Source organism: Microbulbifer maximicatervae (SeqCode) (genome assembly GCF_052467815.1).
In genome coordinates, this window is the sequence record NZ_CP174326.1 from 1,777,795 (window position 1) to 1,793,452 (window position 15,658).

A 15,658-nucleotide genomic window follows, 5' to 3' on the forward strand; every position below is an offset into this window, starting at 1 on the left:
GGATAAAAGGGGTGGGCTGTAAACACTCACCCCCTTTGGGCATTAACCGCGAATAAACTGGGACTTCTTTACCCAGTGATTTCCTCGGTATTGTCGAGTGGGGGTTGGGTTTTTCTTCGCCCAGAAAAAGTGGCGGTTAAACTGAAATTCCGCATCGTAACCCTCCGCCAGCGCTGCCAGGGGCATGGCTTGCCAGCTGGTCTGGCGGCGTTTGCTGGTTGCCTCCAGCAGGTACTCTTGATCGTTCAAGATGGCCACTACCCAGGCGTGACCCTGACCTTTATGGGTTCCGAGTGCCACCCGCGCATCAACTCCCAATTCGATCAGCCAATCTGCCAGTAAAATAGCGTGGTCTTCACAGTCACCCCGCTTTTGGTAATAGGCCTGCCGGGATGTTTGCCAAATGTCTGACAAACCGGCGTATTGCAGGTGATCGTATTGGTACTCTTTATTCATAGCCAGTGTATAAAGAGGCACCCAAAGCTGTTGAGTCTTAAAGGGCTTGAACCCCACCAGGTAGCTGTTGGCAAAGTGGTGTTGCTGGTCCAGTCCCCGGGCGGACGCTGTCGCCGCCTCAATTCCCTGCCAGTTCCACACTGAGACATGAGCGCTCTCTTCCAGTGAGCGTTTGTCGACTACTTTCTGGATGGTTTTTTCTTCCAGAGGGTAGCGGGTACCCACCACTCGCACTACACCTTGTTGTGAGTCCACAATACTGGCTAACTGACTGCCGCTGCTACCAAAGCTCCGTAAATTATCGGAAAGGGGGATTTCCGGTGTGCTTTTAGTTGGCGGCTCCTGTGTATTCGCTCGCCGTACAAGTTCAGGGGTGATCAGTGCGAGGGAAAGTATCAGTGTGATAGCCAGCCACTTGCGCATAGTGCTATCCCTTGAGGCCAAACGAAATAATGATGGCAACAAATATCAATATGGTTGATGCAAATATAGATACGGCGATATTGCCATTTTTTAGCTCGCCTTCGATATCTACAGAGCGAAGCAGTTTCTTATCAATGGTAATCAGTGCGGTGATACCAATAAATAACGCTAGCAGCGTATAAATCAGGTTAATGCCCAGGTTAAACAGGGTTGCCGTTAAAAATTCCAGTTCCATAAATCCTTCAGGCTAATTATGTTTATTAGTGACTGTTAATGGAATAATTTAAGCATAGGGTCTGATTGAGTGCAAAGGATGGCCGACCCAGATAAACCGACAGCTTAATTTACAGGTGATTGTCAACCTTAATTGGCAATCCGGACTTGTTGATTAGTATTTTATTTGGCTGGGTTGCTATTGGGGAATAGCTCTAGACGAAGAGTTGCTCCGTCGAAGGGATTTTACGCTTAATTTACCGGGAAAGCCTTTTGAAGAAGTGTATTTATTAGCTCGGTGTTATCCAGGCGGGAACCTGGATAACACACCGAGTTTGATTAGTTATCAATCTCGGTCATTTCATTCAATACAAACTCTTCAACGGCGCCCTCGGTTGCCTTCATATAGTCTTCCAGGTGCTTATTGTTCATGTGGGTTTGCCACAGATCGCGAGTTTCCCAATTTTCATAAAACAGGAAGTGTGCAGGATTGTCATTGTCTTGATGAAGGTTGTAATTAATGCAACCAGCTTCTGCTCGTGTTGTATTAATGAGTTTTAACAATTCAGATTTCACCAGGTCAATTTTGTCGGCCTTGGCTTTAATGTTGGCAACGATAGTGAGCCTGCTCATGTGAACACCTCTTTGTTTCAATATGTGTTGGATTAAGGTTTGTACTCTTTTCCTTGATCCTTTCAGAGGAGACCTAGTGAACAGCTTAGCTGCCTCCTGGGTAAGGACTGGGATGTCGAGCTGATGAAGTCATTCTAGATCTAGATTGCATTGCTAGAAACACTATAATCTTTGAATCTTTATCAAAAATATATTGAAAATATGCAGCTTGAAGACTTGAGGGTCATTCTTAAAGTGGCCGAGTTTCGTAGTATCACTGCGGCCGCCGCCAGTCTCGACTTACGCACTGCAACTGCCAGCGCAGCGATCAAGCGTGTGGAGAGCGCGCTAGGAGCGGACTTGTTTATTCGCACTACGCGGCAATTGCGGCTATCCAGTGCTGGGGAAAGGTTTATTCCCAAATGTGAGGAGGCCCTCCTGACTTTGGACCTCGCCCGGCAAAATCTCAAGGAAGACAGCGGTCAGATAGATGGCGAGCTTCGCATAGGTGCATCCTCGGACCTAGGAAGGAACCTCGTAACTCCTTGGTTAGATCAATTGTTGCAGGAACACCCGGGGCTGAGTCTAAGAGTGAATATCAGTGATAGCCAAGTGGACTTTTACCGGGATCCTGTGGATATCGCGTTGCGCTACGGCCCCCCAGCGGATGCCAACCTGTATGGTTTTAAGATTTGTGACGTGCCCCGTTTATTGTGTGCAACCCCGGCCTACTTACAGGAAAAGGGTTCCCCGAAAACACCGGAGGATCTCTCCGCACATAATGGCCTTTTTTATCAGCTTCACGAGATTGTGCACAATAATTGGGAATTTTTTCGGGGCGAAGAGATATACAAGATACGTATGTCTGGGAACAGGTCGTCAAATGACGGTGACCTGGTGCGACGTTGGTGTACCTCTGGCTATGGACTTGCCATTAAGTCATGTCTGGATATGTCTGCGGATTTACTTTCCGGTCAGGTAGTGGCCACTATGCGAGACTATAAACCCAAGGCAACGGAGCTATGGTTGGTATCTCCGGGAAGGCAGTCAATTACACCGACGGTAAGGTTGGTGCGGGATACTGTAAGAGATCGGTGCTTGGAGGTTTTAAAGCGGCTGCTGGCAAAGGACATACTTTCTGAGGCTGATTTCAGTAATGGAACGGACGCAATGTTGAGGTCTTAATTTTCTTTGTAGCCATATGGTTATCCTTGAAAACTATTTATTAGTTCCTGAAAAAAAGGGGAGCTTTGCTCCCCTTTTTTATTCAAGCTCTAGTTAATCCAATTGGGATTAGGAGCCTGAGCAGCCGTAGGTATCCAAGTAGTCATAGGCTGCTTTTGCCTGTACAAGGCCGTAGCCATAGGCATTGTCCCTTCCTGCGTCACCGAGATCTTCAGCGGTAGCCGTTAGTGCGTTGCGAATCTCTGTATTGCTGCAGTTGGGGAAGTGGCTCCATACCAACGCGGCAACACCGGCAACGTGTGGGGTAGCCATGGAAGTACCGTTGTAATATTCGTAGCTAGTAGCCTCATTTTCCAAATCCACACTTGCATTTAATTGCGTGAGTAGAGTTGCACCGTCAGTATCTGAAATGCCAACTGAGGGAATTGTGGTTACGGTGTCACTCAGGGTGGCACTGGAAAGTAATCCCTCTTCATTATTGTAAATAATGGCACCGATACCGCCGCCAGACTCACAATTCAAGACTTTCTCGGCGAAGCTGATATTGCCGCGAGCAATCAGGCAAATCTTACCTGCCGCACTGGTGCAAGCGGATTCTGCCGTACCACAATCTTCCATCGAGCCGGTGATTGCACCAGCTGGAGTGCCGGATATCGGGGCTGACTCGATATCAACACTGTCGACAGTCAAGTAGGAAATTCTGCCTGTATCAGTGGGAACAGAAGATAGAACCTGCACGCCGGGGGCGGAGAGTTCTACCTGGTTAGTTTGCTGGGATGAAGACCAGATGGCCTTATCGCTGTCGACAGCACCTACGGATACTACTGAGGAGTAGGAGGCTGGGTAGGAGTGGGCCGTATTCCCATCGTTTCCTGCTGCTGCGATGGACAGGATGCCTTCGCGATTCAGGCTATTAAAGGTGCGCCTCTCGAGGACGTTGGGGCTGTCACCTCCCAAACTCATGTTGATGACGTTGGCACCGTTGTCGGCGCAAACTTCTGCTGCTGCCATAAGGGAGGAGGAGTAGGCCCAGCCATCACCGTCGAAGACTTTTACAATATGCAGGTTGATGTTACTACTAGGCATCACACCTACGACACCAGCACCATTGTTCATTGCAGCAATAGTGCCGGCTACATGGGTGCCGTGACCGCTCTGGTCTTCATACCAATTGCCTGCACCACTGGGATCACTGGTTCCGGTAACGGCATTGCCAGACAAATCTTCATGGACGAGATCGTAGCCAGAATCAATAATACAAACGGTGCGGTTGCCGGCTTGAGAGTCACCCAGCTGGTCTGCTTGCACCATGGTAATTCCGTAGGGCGTTTCCTGAGACATTGGATAACGTTTTACGTCTTCTTCGATAAATGCAACGTTCGGATTGGAGCGCATTTCTTTGAGGGTTTCTGCAGACATATGAGCTGCCATCGCATTCTGACGACGTATTTCAACAGCTTGGCGTCCGCCTCTCTTTTTCATGAAAGACTTAACTGATTCACCTTTTCCTTGCTTGAAAGTCACGATGTAACGCTTGTCTTCTGCAGCTGCAGCGGCGTTTCCGGCTACAGCAAAGGCTAAGACGCCGGCGGCAAATACAGATAGTTTTTTCTTCATTGGATACTCCTGGCAATTTCTATATTTATTGTTGCTTTTGTCGCTGCTCTTATTTCAACATTTTTGATTATTGGTTTTTGTTCGAGATCGACCTGGGGGAATTTAACAGGATTTTAATGGCGTATGAATAATCAAATTGCAGGTATTTTTTTAAAATTTTATTGAGGGATTTTTATTTTGTTGATTTTTGCGATTGCATGATAATTTTTAACGACTTTTGTTGAAATTTCCACATTTTATTTTCTCTTTGCGGTATTTGTTAGGTTGAGTGTTTTTTTGTGGGTATTTTGTGTAAATCTTTTTATGAGTGGTATCTGCAATTGATTTATTTGGTAGTTAGTCTTGTGACTTGTATCAGTTTGTTTCGTAGTGTTGGATAGAAAAATATATCTGGTTGAAAAATCAGATTGAGAAATTTGTGGTGGGCCAGTTATTGGTTGGAAAGTTGGTAGTGGTCGACCAAATAGAGATTGTCTGGTCGACCAGAATTAGTTGTTATTTAGTTTTGTGGGATGCTTGTTAGATTATCTCCTGATTCAAGTTCAGAAATAGATCCTAAATTAAGACTAATCAGTTTTTCCTTAATTTTGCTTTTATCGCCTACAATAACCCAAGTAAATTGATTGGTTTTTAGAGTTTTCCTAGACAGAGTATGAATTAAAGCAAGATCAATATCGCGAATTTGCTGTGTATAAGTCTCCATATAGGTAAGTGGCCGGTCATAGGCTACTATATCTGCAATAGCACTTGAGACTGATCCAATAGTCTCGAAGCGGCCAGGCAGCTCATTAATTCGTTTATCTTTTATCTTTTGTAGTTCCTCTTCCTTTGCTGGGGAATTTCCTATATAGGCCTGTAGTTCATTATATAGCTCTTGTAAAGATTCACTGGTTTTGTCTGTTTGAACCGGTGCGTATACCAATAGAGGCTGCTGCCCTTTGGCTCCTGTTAGGAAAGAGTATGCTCCGTAGGCCCAATGCTTATCTTCTCTCAGGTTCATATTAATTCGTGCGGTGAAAGTGCCTCCAAAGATATCATTCATCATATGAAGGGCTTCACGCTGTGGAATCATTTCAGATGGTGCCAGTAGACCACCAATGATGATGCTTTGTTCGGCTCCTGGTTTATCAATTAAGTAAATATTAGTTTTTTCAGGATGTGAGACCTGTTCAAGTTGCTTGGAGGGCAAGGGCTTTTCAGGTGCTACCCAGTCTGCAAAGTGTTGCTCAAGTTTTTGTTTCAGCTCATCGAGACTAATGTCACCAACGGCAATTAGCGTGGCATTATCTGGACGCATCCAGGTCTGATGAAAACTAACAATATCTTCGCGAGTCAAAGATTGAATGGAATTTTCAGTTCCTGAGCCTGTTAGTGGTACGCCATACGCATGGTCTTTACCGTAAAGTAGCGGTGGTAATTTTCGTAGGGCTATTTGTGCTGGTTGAGTTTTTTCCTGTTGAATACCTGCAATCCATCGGCTCCGCTTACGTTCAATTTCCTCTGTGACGAAAGCTGGCTGCATCACGATATCGGCAAATAAAGATATGGAGTCATCAATATTGCCTTTCAGTGCATTGAGACTAACTGTTGAAGTATCAATAGTTGAATTTGCGCTGATGCGCGCACCTAGTAATTCTTCTTTGGCACTTATCTCAAGAGCACTTAAGCTTGAAGTACCTTCCTTGAGCATGGACATGGCGTAACTGGATGTACCCAGGATATTCCCCTGGTCAGCGGCATACCCGGCATCAAACTGCAATTGGACATCGACGACTGGTACAGCATGGCGTTGAGCCAGTATGACCTTTAAACCATTGGATAGCTCTGTAGTTTGTAATTCGGGGAATGGGACACTGGGAAACTCTCCTGTATCCGGCAATTTGGATCTATCTGCATCAGCTTTAGAAGTGGAGTATTTAGGGAAAGGGTGTACCTCCAGATTGTAATCGCCGCTGGAAAGCCACTTCTGAGCGGCAGCTTTAACATGCTCAGGGCTTATACCCTGCATTTCAGTAAGTGCATCCAGATAGGAGCTGGGGTTGCCCCTATAGAGTTCACCACGAGCAAGAATTACTCCTTTTCCACTCCATCCGCCCACCTGCTCTAAGTTACGGGCATGAGATGCATAGACTTTCATATTGACTCTTGCCAACTCCTCTCTTGTTGGCCCCTCCTCAAGAAAACGCTTTAACTCCTCATCGATAGCGTTTTCTACGGTAGTCAGCTCTATGCCTGGCTTTATATCGGCAACAATAGGAAATATAGAGGAGAGTTCAAATTCATGTAGTCCAATATCTACTTTAGTGGCAATTTGGTCTTGGTAAACTAGGCGCTGGTAGAGACGGGAATTTTTGCCCTCACCCAAAACAGCTGCCGCCAGAGCAATAGCTCCAGCATCCTCATGAGTTAGGTTTGGAGTATTCCAGACTTTATACAGGCGTGATTGTGCGACGCGGTCGAACATTTGCTCGCGGCTGGATTGTTCTCGTTTAGCTATCCATGCTTTCTTTTTAATTAAGGGTGGGCCAGGATGAATGTCCGCAAAATATTGAGTGGCCTTTGCCCTTGCTGTCTCTACATTTATATCTCCGGCAAGTACTAATACTGTGTTGGCGGCACCATAATATTGTTTAAACCACTCGTGGACATCCTCAAGTGAGGCTGCATTCAGATCTTCCATTGAGCCGATCGTAGTCCAGGAGTAGGGGTGGCCGGCCGGGTAAATGGCCTTTTGCATACGCTCCCATACTTTGCCATAGGGTTGGTTTTGACCCTGGCGTTTCTCATTTTGGACTACACCACGCTGTTCATCGAGTTTCTCTTGGGTAATGGCACCGAGTAGATGTCCCATGCGATCGGATTCCATCCATAGGGCCATATCCAATGCATTCGTGGGCACGGTTTCAAAATAGTTTGTTCTATCTAACCAAGTGGTGCCGTTCATACCGGTAGCACCAGCTAATTCAAATGGTTTGAAAAATTCGTCATTGTAGTTTTCTGAACCATTGAACATCAGATGTTCAAATAAGTGTGCAAATCCAGTCCTGCCGGGTTTTTCGTCTTTTGAACCGACGTGATACCAGACTCCGATAGAGACAATAGGCGCTTTGCGGTCTTCATGCACGATTACGCGCAACCCATTAGGTAGTGTGAATTTTTCGTATTTTATTTCCAGTGACGGAAGCTTGTTTTCCGAGGTTGAAACTGAAGTAGGATTTGTCGTTATTTCGGAGTTCTTATGACTCTTGGGGGCTTCGCTACATGCACTTATCGCAACAGCTAGCGCCAAAGGAAGGCTGTACTTTCGTACCGTTTTCATTATTATTTCCTTGTTATTGATTCCTATAAATTTAGTTTTACTTTTTATAGTTATTTTCGGATTTTTAGAATAGCTATAGGCATTTTTTATAGTGAATTGAATCTTGATAGGATAGAACCCCGTACCGGCACTAGTCACAAAGTATGCTTTTGTGCATTGAAACTATCGGAAATCCGATCGTGAAAGGCCGGTTTGGGGTTTAGAGATTAAAAGCTATCTTTTTCTTTGAATCGCAAGAGTCAGTAGGCTTTACGGATGATTTCAATACCTGGCAGGATTGCCCGATGCCAGGAGGCTTCAATTTCTGGTGAGTACTCCTCGTCGTGTTGTCTAATTGTGGCGAGCAGTGCGTCGAGCCAGAGGCGATACCATTCCGGGCGAATATTATAGCCATTACGATCGTGACTTTTCCCTAGGGCGCGCAGTTTGGTGTCCGGCATGCCGCGCGAATAAAGTACCAGTTGCATAATGCCATTACGTAAAAGGTGACGCTGGGCTTTCATATCTGTATTGGCAAAGAGCTGACGGATGTCTGTAGAACTTCCCATAAAGCGATCATAAAAATCTACAAAAAACTTTTCTTTATTGCAGCAGCGTCCATAGCTTTGAAAAACGATATCACTATCCGTTGGTTGCATCGTTTTGTTTACCTCTTAAGTTGGCCATCCCAAGTTCTACTTTTAAATGGCCTCTGTAATTAATGTGCGTTTTGGAAGGGGGCGGCGATTCTAGCGATCGAACTCGAAAGCGGGAAGTACAATTTGGCTATGCCTGCTAGGTATCTGGCGCAATTAAGCAGTAATTCTCAGAGCGGGAATGAAAAATTTACTGTGGAACCCTGATTTCCAGTGAGCTTTATTTCAATTACCTGGTATCAATTGAGACTTGTATTGCAATTACATGGCCTCTTATTTAGCTGCTTAAATGGCTTGGGTAGCCCTTTGGAAGTGGTGGGATTGATTTTGAAAGCATGATCATTAGTTGGCGTTAGGTGTCAGTCCTGCATGAAGTAACTACTTGCTAACCCTCTGAGCGAACAGTTATCAACTAAGGTCGCTTTTGGCTTGATGACCCCTAAGACAGTAACAACTGCGCTAATAATTCGCAGATTGACTGTTATAACAACGTATTCCCCTGTTTTTAATATCGGCATCAACAGGCTCCTGTTGATATAATCGCCGCCCACATTTTTCAGTTAATCGAAGTAGAAGAGGATTGGCGAATGGCGGTCAAACTGATGGCAGATCTCGATCTTGCTGGTAAGCGCTTACTTATCCGTGAGGACTTGAATGTACCGGTTAAGGACGGTTGTGTAACTTCCGATGCACGTATTCGTGCGGCACTACCGACGATAAAAGCCGCCATTGAAGCCGGGGCTAAAGTGCTGTTGATGTCTCATCTGGGGCGCCCCACAGAGGGTGAGTACGCAGAAGAATTCTCCCTGGCCCCAGTAGCTGCACACCTGGGTGAGCTGTTGGGCCGTGATGTGGCGCTGGTCAAAGAGTGGCGCGATGGCGTTGAGTTGGCCGATGGGGAAGTTGCCCTGCTGGAAAATGTACGGTTTAACAGCGGTGAAAAGAAGGACGATGAGTCCCTGGCAAAGGCCTATGCCCAGTTGTGCGATATCTTCGTGATGGATGCCTTTGGTACTGCCCACCGGGCCCAGGCTTCCACCCATGGTGTGGCTAAATTTGCACCGGTTGCTTGTGCCGGTCCTCTGTTGGCTGCTGAGCTGGACGCATTGGAGAAAGCCCTGGCTGAACCGGCGCGCCCGCTGGTTGCTATTGTTGGTGGTTCCAAGGTTTCTACAAAATTGACGGTACTCGAAAGCCTGGCTGACAAAGTCGATCAGCTGATTGTTGGTGGTGGTATTGCCAATACCTTCCTGGCAGCCAGCGGCAAGCCAGTGGGCAAGTCCCTTTGCGAGCACGATCTGGTAGATACCGCCAAGGCCCTGATGCAGAAGTGTGATATCCCTGTGCCTACCGATGTAGTCACAGGCAAAGAGTTCAGTGAATCCGCCGCAGCGGAAACCAAAAGTGCCGATGCTGTGGTTGAAGACGATATGATCTTTGATATCGGCCCGAAATCCTCCGAGCAACTGGAAGATATTCTCAGCAGTGCGAAAACCATTATCTGGAATGGTCCTGTAGGTGTGTTTGAATTTGACCAGTTTGGTGGCGGTACCGAGCACCTCTCTAAAGCCATTGCCGAGAGCGCAGCGTTTTCTATAGCTGGTGGCGGCGACACCCTGGCAGCTGTGGATAAGTATGGCATTGCCGACAAGGTTTCCTATATCTCCACGGGTGGCGGTGCCTTCCTTGAATATGTTGAAGGTAAGAAGCTCCCGGCGGTCGCTATACTGGAAAGCCGCGCACAAGACTAAATAACGAAAAATAAGGCCTGTCGCAATTTGCAGGCAGGTCATAAAAGCAAAAATACAAATACTACGAGTAGACGAGAAAGGAATTAATTATGGCTCTTATCAGCCTGCGCCAAATGTTGGACCATGCCGCAGAGCATGGCTACGGTGTACCCGCATTTAATGTAAACAATCTAGAGCAGATGCGTGCGATTATGGAAGCGGCCAAAGAGACCGATTCTCCAGTAATCGTTCAAGCTTCTGCGGGCGCCCGCAAGTACGCCGGTGCTCCCTTCCTGCGCCACCTTATCCTGGCCGCTATTGAGGAATTCCCTGAGATCCCAGTAGTTATGCACCAGGATCACGGCACCAGCCCTGCCGTTTGCCAGCGCTCTATCCAACTGGGCTTTAGCTCAGTGATGATGGACGGCTCCCTTGAGGAAGACGGCAAGACCCCGGCTTCTTACGAATACAACGTAGATGTCACCAAGCGCGCGGTGGATATGGCCCACGCCTGTGGTGTTTCTGTTGAAGGTGAGCTGGGCTGTCTAGGTTCCCTGGAAACCGGTATGGCGGGAGAGGAGGACGGTGTTGGCGCTGAGGGCAAGCTGTCCCACGACCAGCTGCTGACCGATCCGGAAGAGGCCGCTGACTTCGTACAGAAGACCAAGGTGGATGCCCTGGCAATTGCCTGTGGTACCAGTCACGGTGCTTACAAGTTTACTCGTCCGCCCACCGGGGACATCCTGGCCATCGACCGTATCAAAGAGATTCACGCTCGTATTCCAGGTACCCACCTGGTAATGCACGGTTCCTCTTCTGTACCCCAGGAGTGGCTGGCTGTAATCAATGAGTTTGGTGGTGAGATCCCGGAAACCTACGGCGTTCCTGTTGAGCAGATATGTGAAGGTATCAAGTACGGTGTGCGCAAGGTCAATATCGATACCGACCTGCGCTTGGCCTCGACTGGTGCCACACGTCGCTTCCTGGCTCAGAACCCATCTGAGTTTGACCCGCGTAAGTTCTACAAAGCCGCTATGCAAGCGATGAAGGAAATCTGTATCGCTCGTTATGAGGCATTTGGCACTGCTGGTAATGCCAGCAAGATTCGCCCTGTTAGCCTCGATGTTATGAGCGAACGCTACGCTGCCGGTGAGCTGGAGCCGCAAATCAAGTAACAGTCTTCCACTGTTGCGAAGAGGTGGGCTCTATGCCCACCTTTTTCTTTTCAGGTTGTCTTTCCCGCTACGATATCACTACCCCTATCGCCAAAATGCAGTACCATTGCACTAATGGATACTTTGCAAGACCTCAGCACCTACGATAATAGTCCGGTAATAAAGCGCCCGGACTACTCTGCATTGCGTCAGAAGTTGCCTGAACTGGATTTTGGCGCTGACGAAACCCCTCTGTGCAAAGAGCTGCGGGATTATCGTAATTTTTACGATTTGCATTTTCCACGAGCCCATAAGACCGGGGTAGGCACATTTAAAGTTGCCGGATTTGAATTGGTTTCACAGTATTGGATGGTCGAGAATCCCAAGGGCACTTTGTTTATTTGCCATGGCTATTTTGATCATACGGGTATTTATGGTCCGGCAATCCGCTTTGGCCTGGAGCGGGATCTCAATGTAGTGATTTTTGATTTCCCCGGACATGGTTTATCCAGTGGTGAGCGTGTAGCTATCCATACTTTCCTGCAATACCGCCAGGCGTTTGATGGACTGTTGGAAATTGCGCGAAATAAGTTGCCCGGGCCCTGGCATGCAATGGGCCAGAGCACCGGTGGCGCTGCACTACTGGCCCATCTGCAATACAGCCGCTGGCAGCCTCTGGATAAGGTCTTTTTGTTGGCTCCCTTGGTAAGGCCGTCAAACTGGGCCTGGCTAAATCGCTGGAAATATTATGTGGGCCGCCTGTTTATCCGCGAACCCGGCCGGGCCTTTACGATTAATACCCACGATGTGGAGTTTTCTCGACGTCAGGCACTCAGGGACCCCCTTCAATCTCAATCAATCTCTATGAGCTGGCTCAGGGCGATGGTGGATTGGTTGCAGACATTTCCCCGCACGGCACGCAACCCACGCCCGATCCTTTTGGTACAGGGAACGGATGATAAAACCGTTGATTGGCGTTATGGCCTTCATGCTGTTCGGAATCGTTTTCCCAATTGCCATCGGGTATTGATACGCGGCGCTCGGCACCAGATGATTAACGAAACCCAACCTTATCGCCATCAAATATTAGCGGCGATGGATGAGTGGTTAACCAAATAGGCTGTGAGCGATAACTTGTAGCACTCAACTCGCAGAGTTTTGACTTGCACTTTTCACTCGGAAAGCCTTAGGGAATCTACTTAGTGAGAAGAAATGAACACTCTGTAAATTTCCTCTTTAAGGTCGAAGACGCCATCCATGCCTTATACGGCGGTGCCCAAGCACAATATGTTCTTTCCTTCCTCTTTGGTCAAAAGCTCTATTAATGCTCTTCATGAGGCCAGCGCCAAGCCAACCAAATAATAGCTAATTTGAGCATAATTTCGATAAACCCTAGATAAAAGTAGAAATACCAGGAGGATATTAAAAATGTTGCAAATAAGAAAATAATGAAAGCTGAGGATGTGACAATATTGATCCAGCGAGAGATAGATGGTTTAAGTAATAAAGTTAGGGCAACCATAATACAGGGGAGTGACACAATGATTGATACAGCAAGTAGTGACTCTTGTGTGACCGCTCCAAATGGCCCGAATCCCTCAATTATTCTATCTATTTTCCCAGTCCTAAATAGCCCAAAGAAATCCCCATAGATGTAAAGTAGCACTACTGAAGCCCATAGCCCGGCTATTTTAATCCTAACATCTATATGGTTGTCCGTGAGCTTGGCTGATGTGCTCTTTAAATTGTTTTTATCGTTCATGACATTCCCTCGATCTTGATGGTAGATAACTTTTGATTTGATACAGTAATAGTTGGTGGAGTTCTAACGCCCATAATTAGCAACCATAGACAGGTTCCGATCTCCCCTAGAGAGGCGGGTACTCTAATAAAAGCCGGGATTTGATATTCAGGGAAAAGTAAATTTGCGCAGAACCTTACTAAATAGCTAAGGCCTCCTGCCATTAACATTATGCCCAGTATTTTGGGTAGTAAGTTTGATTTGTAGACCAGGTATCCGAAAGGAAATAGCCATAAACCCCAGAGAATATGGATGATTTGGATTCCGTTGCTATACGATTTTAATAACAATAATACCTGAGTAAAAATTTGTTCTTTTTCAAAAGTTAGGAGATATTCTGCTCCGCTAAGAAGTGTGAGAGCGTCAACTTTGTTAACTATATTGAGTAGAGTAAATGGAATACTGGTGAGGGCCAAAACAACCATTAATGACGCACATCCCCTATTTACAGGTGCAAATGTGCGATATAACGCTAGTGGCAGTATTGAAAATAGTATATAAAGAAGTATCCCGCCTAAAATTCCTAATCTATATAGAAATTCATATTTCAGGATGTTTTGTGCTGTTAATGGTGCGCTTTCCCATATTATGGGAATTTGCGAAGGCACGTATACTAAAGAAAATATTCCCAACAAGATGGTAAGTAAATAAATAAGCCCAGAAAGTCTGGCATATTCTTTTTGAGTCATTTTATATCCTTGTAAAATCAAATTGACAGATAGAGAGCCAAAAGTTGGTTAGGTCCTAGTCGCTGTAGCTATATAAAGGGTGCTACGGTGAACTTCCAACCACGGTAATCAGCTGGAATTTCATAAGAAGAATATGGTCAGCAAAGACGTACTTATGGTGTTGTTCTGTTGTGAATAGAGGTAAAGCTTCTGTATCTCTAGCGGTACTACGACTATTGGGTGTGGGGTACTAGCTATTGACGCCATGGTGGTCTCTTTAGAGTCACTGTATGCAAAGAAACCTATTGGAATATTGAGTTGTGCGCTACCCAGCTAGGCATGGGCTGCGGAAAGCGTGGTTTGAAGTGCGGAATAGTGAGATAAGTGATTTGGGATGGTATGGCCATCCAGAAGTTTTGTGAGCCGCCAACTGTATGCGGCTCACACTGTTTAGCCTGCTGTTAATCGAGTTGTTGACTGGCTTTCTTGGATTCGGAGGGACTCGGTGTGGAGGCTGGCTTCTTGCGGGGTTTATCACTTTTCTCCGAAGTCAGTTTTGCACTTGTGGGAACTCTGTTAGTAGGGTATTCAACCTTACAGGTACCCTGTCCATTGTCCGATAGCACAACTTCATCCAGGTCATCCATTACCCGGATTGGGCCCGAATAGAATTTACGCATTCCCTTTATAAAACCGACCTTGTCAGCTTCAGTAATGGGAGGTGGTATTAGGTGTGTTAAGGCCACCGATTTTACCCCCGCTTTGGTTGCCATCTTGGCAATGTCCAGAGTATTGGAATGGTAGTGGATAATTTGATTTGCCTTCTCATATCGCAAACGAGCGCGACGGTTATCCCCGGTTTGCTTCAGCTTGCTGATGTATTGGGCATAGCTGAGAGCCTCAGAAATCAGTAGATCGGCATCCCGTTCAATTGGCTCTAGCGCATCGAAAACATGGGTATCACCAGTAATGATGACTTTACAGGGGCCAAAACGTATCTCGTAACCAAATGCGGGAAAAACCGGTTCGTGATGTACGGCAAACACAGAGACATAGGTATCCCTGTGGTGCCACACATCTTGTACGACCTCGCTTTGATCCCCGGCAATATTCACTAGGTGGGGAGTGGCGACCGCTAGGACTGGATCGAGAATTCCCTGCCTATTTGCCGATCGAAAAAGGATGTCCGGCCCAAAACTCTTGTTAATTCCATCCAAAATGCGATGGATGCCGTAGGGTCCGTAGACATTAATAGGCGAGTCGGCACCAACAAACCAGGACTCGTTGATCACCATGGCCAAACCACCAAAGTGATCCGAGTGCCAGTGGGTAATAAAAATGGGGTCCAGCTGGGCGAGATTAAGGCCGAGCTGGCCAATTCTTGCTGTAGCTCCTTCGCCGGCATCGACGAGGAATAGTTTCCCACTGCTGCGAATAGCAACGCAGGCGGGATGGCGCAAGTATTGATAGGCCGGATCTGGCGTGCCAGTTCCACAAAAGTAGATGTGCATTTTGCCATCATCTTCCACATAAGGTGGGTAACGCTTCAGAGATTCAGGCTGCTCGGCCAGGCTTGAAATGGCAAAAAATATACCGAGGAAAAGAGAAGCAAAACTATTAACTACCAGTCGCATGATTTTATAGATTCCAGCCAATATGGAAAATATGTATCAAGGATATGCAGTGATCTTTTGGAGTGCCAAAAATAAGATAAAAATCTAGAGGCAAAGATTAGGGCACCTAGCTGCAGTGCTCTGATGTTGTTACTACTAAGTTTGATTAATAAGAATAACCGCCAGTAAGCATTGTTAATGCAAGTGATTAAGAGAAAATTACTTAGGTGGC

The 15,658-nt window shown here is 46.6% G+C and carries 13 protein-coding genes; 4 read left to right on the forward strand and 9 right to left on the reverse strand.

The annotated features are described in order from the left end of the window. Window positions 1–42: 42 nt before the first annotated feature. The 3 genes from ACJJIW_RS07785 to ACJJIW_RS07795 all read right to left on the reverse strand — a co-directional run bounded on the left by ACJJIW_RS07785 (window position 43) and on the right by ACJJIW_RS07795 (window position 1,725). Window positions 43–879 (reverse strand): transglutaminase domain-containing protein, encoded by an 837-nt coding sequence (locus ACJJIW_RS07785; protein WP_282930871.1) that lies wholly within the window; start codon window positions 877–879, stop codon window positions 43–45. 4 nt (window positions 880–883) lie between these two features. Further along, window positions 884–1,114, reverse strand: coding sequence for a DUF350 domain-containing protein (locus ACJJIW_RS07790; protein WP_108734840.1), 231 nt, complete (start codon window positions 1,112–1,114; stop codon window positions 884–886). Window positions 1,115–1,431: 317 nt separating this feature from the next. Then, a complete protein-coding gene (locus tag ACJJIW_RS07795) occupies window positions 1,432–1,725 on the reverse strand; it encodes a putative quinol monooxygenase (RefSeq protein WP_282930872.1) in 294 nt (97 codons plus the stop codon). Between the two features lie 201 nt (window positions 1,726–1,926). On the opposite strand from ACJJIW_RS07795, the gene ACJJIW_RS07800 reads away from it, so the two are divergent. Further along, window positions 1,927–2,889, forward strand: coding sequence for a LysR family transcriptional regulator (locus ACJJIW_RS07800; protein ID WP_282930873.1), 963 nt, complete (start codon window positions 1,927–1,929; stop codon window positions 2,887–2,889). A 108-nt stretch (window positions 2,890–2,997) separates the two neighbouring features. Here the strand turns inward: ACJJIW_RS07800 and ACJJIW_RS07805 are convergent, their stop codons facing one another. From ACJJIW_RS07805 to ACJJIW_RS07815, 3 genes are all read right to left on the reverse strand, one after another. Further along, complete coding sequence (locus tag ACJJIW_RS07805) at window positions 2,998–4,506, reverse strand: S8 family serine peptidase (RefSeq protein ID WP_444937048.1); 1,509 nt, start codon at window positions 4,504–4,506, stop codon at window positions 2,998–3,000. A 499-nt stretch (window positions 4,507–5,005) separates the two neighbouring features. After that, window positions 5,006–7,825, reverse strand: a complete 2,820-nt coding sequence (locus ACJJIW_RS07810; RefSeq protein ID WP_282930875.1) for a M16 family metallopeptidase — start codon at window positions 7,823–7,825, stop codon at window positions 5,006–5,008. Window positions 7,826–8,064: 239 nt separating this feature from the next. Beyond that, window positions 8,065–8,463 carry a globin gene (locus tag ACJJIW_RS07815; protein ID WP_282930876.1) on the reverse strand — a complete coding sequence of 133 codons (399 nt, stop codon included), beginning with the start codon at window positions 8,461–8,463 and terminating at the stop codon, window positions 8,065–8,067. A gap of 584 nt (window positions 8,464–9,047) precedes the next feature. Between ACJJIW_RS07815 and ACJJIW_RS07820 the strand changes: the two genes are divergently transcribed. From ACJJIW_RS07820 to ACJJIW_RS07830, 3 genes are all read left to right on the forward strand, one after another. Beyond that, a complete protein-coding gene (locus tag ACJJIW_RS07820; RefSeq protein WP_282930877.1) occupies window positions 9,048–10,211 on the forward strand; it encodes a phosphoglycerate kinase in 1,164 nt (387 codons plus the stop codon). 89 nt (window positions 10,212–10,300) lie between these two features. After that, on the forward strand, window positions 10,301–11,365 hold the full coding sequence (fba, locus tag ACJJIW_RS07825; RefSeq protein ID WP_282930878.1) for a class II fructose-bisphosphate aldolase: 1,065 nt from the start codon (window positions 10,301–10,303) through the stop codon (window positions 11,363–11,365). A 114-nt stretch (window positions 11,366–11,479) separates the two neighbouring features. After that, complete coding sequence (locus tag ACJJIW_RS07830) at window positions 11,480–12,463, forward strand: alpha/beta hydrolase (protein WP_282930879.1); 984 nt, start codon at window positions 11,480–11,482, stop codon at window positions 12,461–12,463. Between the two features lie 202 nt (window positions 12,464–12,665). Here the strand turns inward: ACJJIW_RS07830 and ACJJIW_RS07835 are convergent, their stop codons facing one another. The 3 genes from ACJJIW_RS07835 to ACJJIW_RS07845 all read right to left on the reverse strand — a co-directional run bounded on the left by ACJJIW_RS07835 (window position 12,666) and on the right by ACJJIW_RS07845 (window position 15,447). Then, window positions 12,666–13,106: a DUF6326 family protein gene (locus ACJJIW_RS07835; RefSeq protein WP_444937049.1), complete on the reverse strand. Its 441-nt coding sequence runs from the start codon at window positions 13,104–13,106 to the stop codon at window positions 12,666–12,668. Then, entirely contained in the window at window positions 13,103–13,834 is a 732-nt protein-coding gene (locus ACJJIW_RS07840) for a DUF4386 domain-containing protein (protein ID WP_444937050.1), read from the reverse strand. The genes ACJJIW_RS07835 and ACJJIW_RS07840 overlap by 4 nt, the downstream gene beginning before the upstream one ends. Window positions 13,835–14,274: 440 nt before the next feature. After that, a complete protein-coding gene (locus tag ACJJIW_RS07845; protein WP_444937051.1) occupies window positions 14,275–15,447 on the reverse strand; it encodes an MBL fold metallo-hydrolase in 1,173 nt (390 codons plus the stop codon). Window positions 15,448–15,658: the final 211 nt, after the last annotated feature.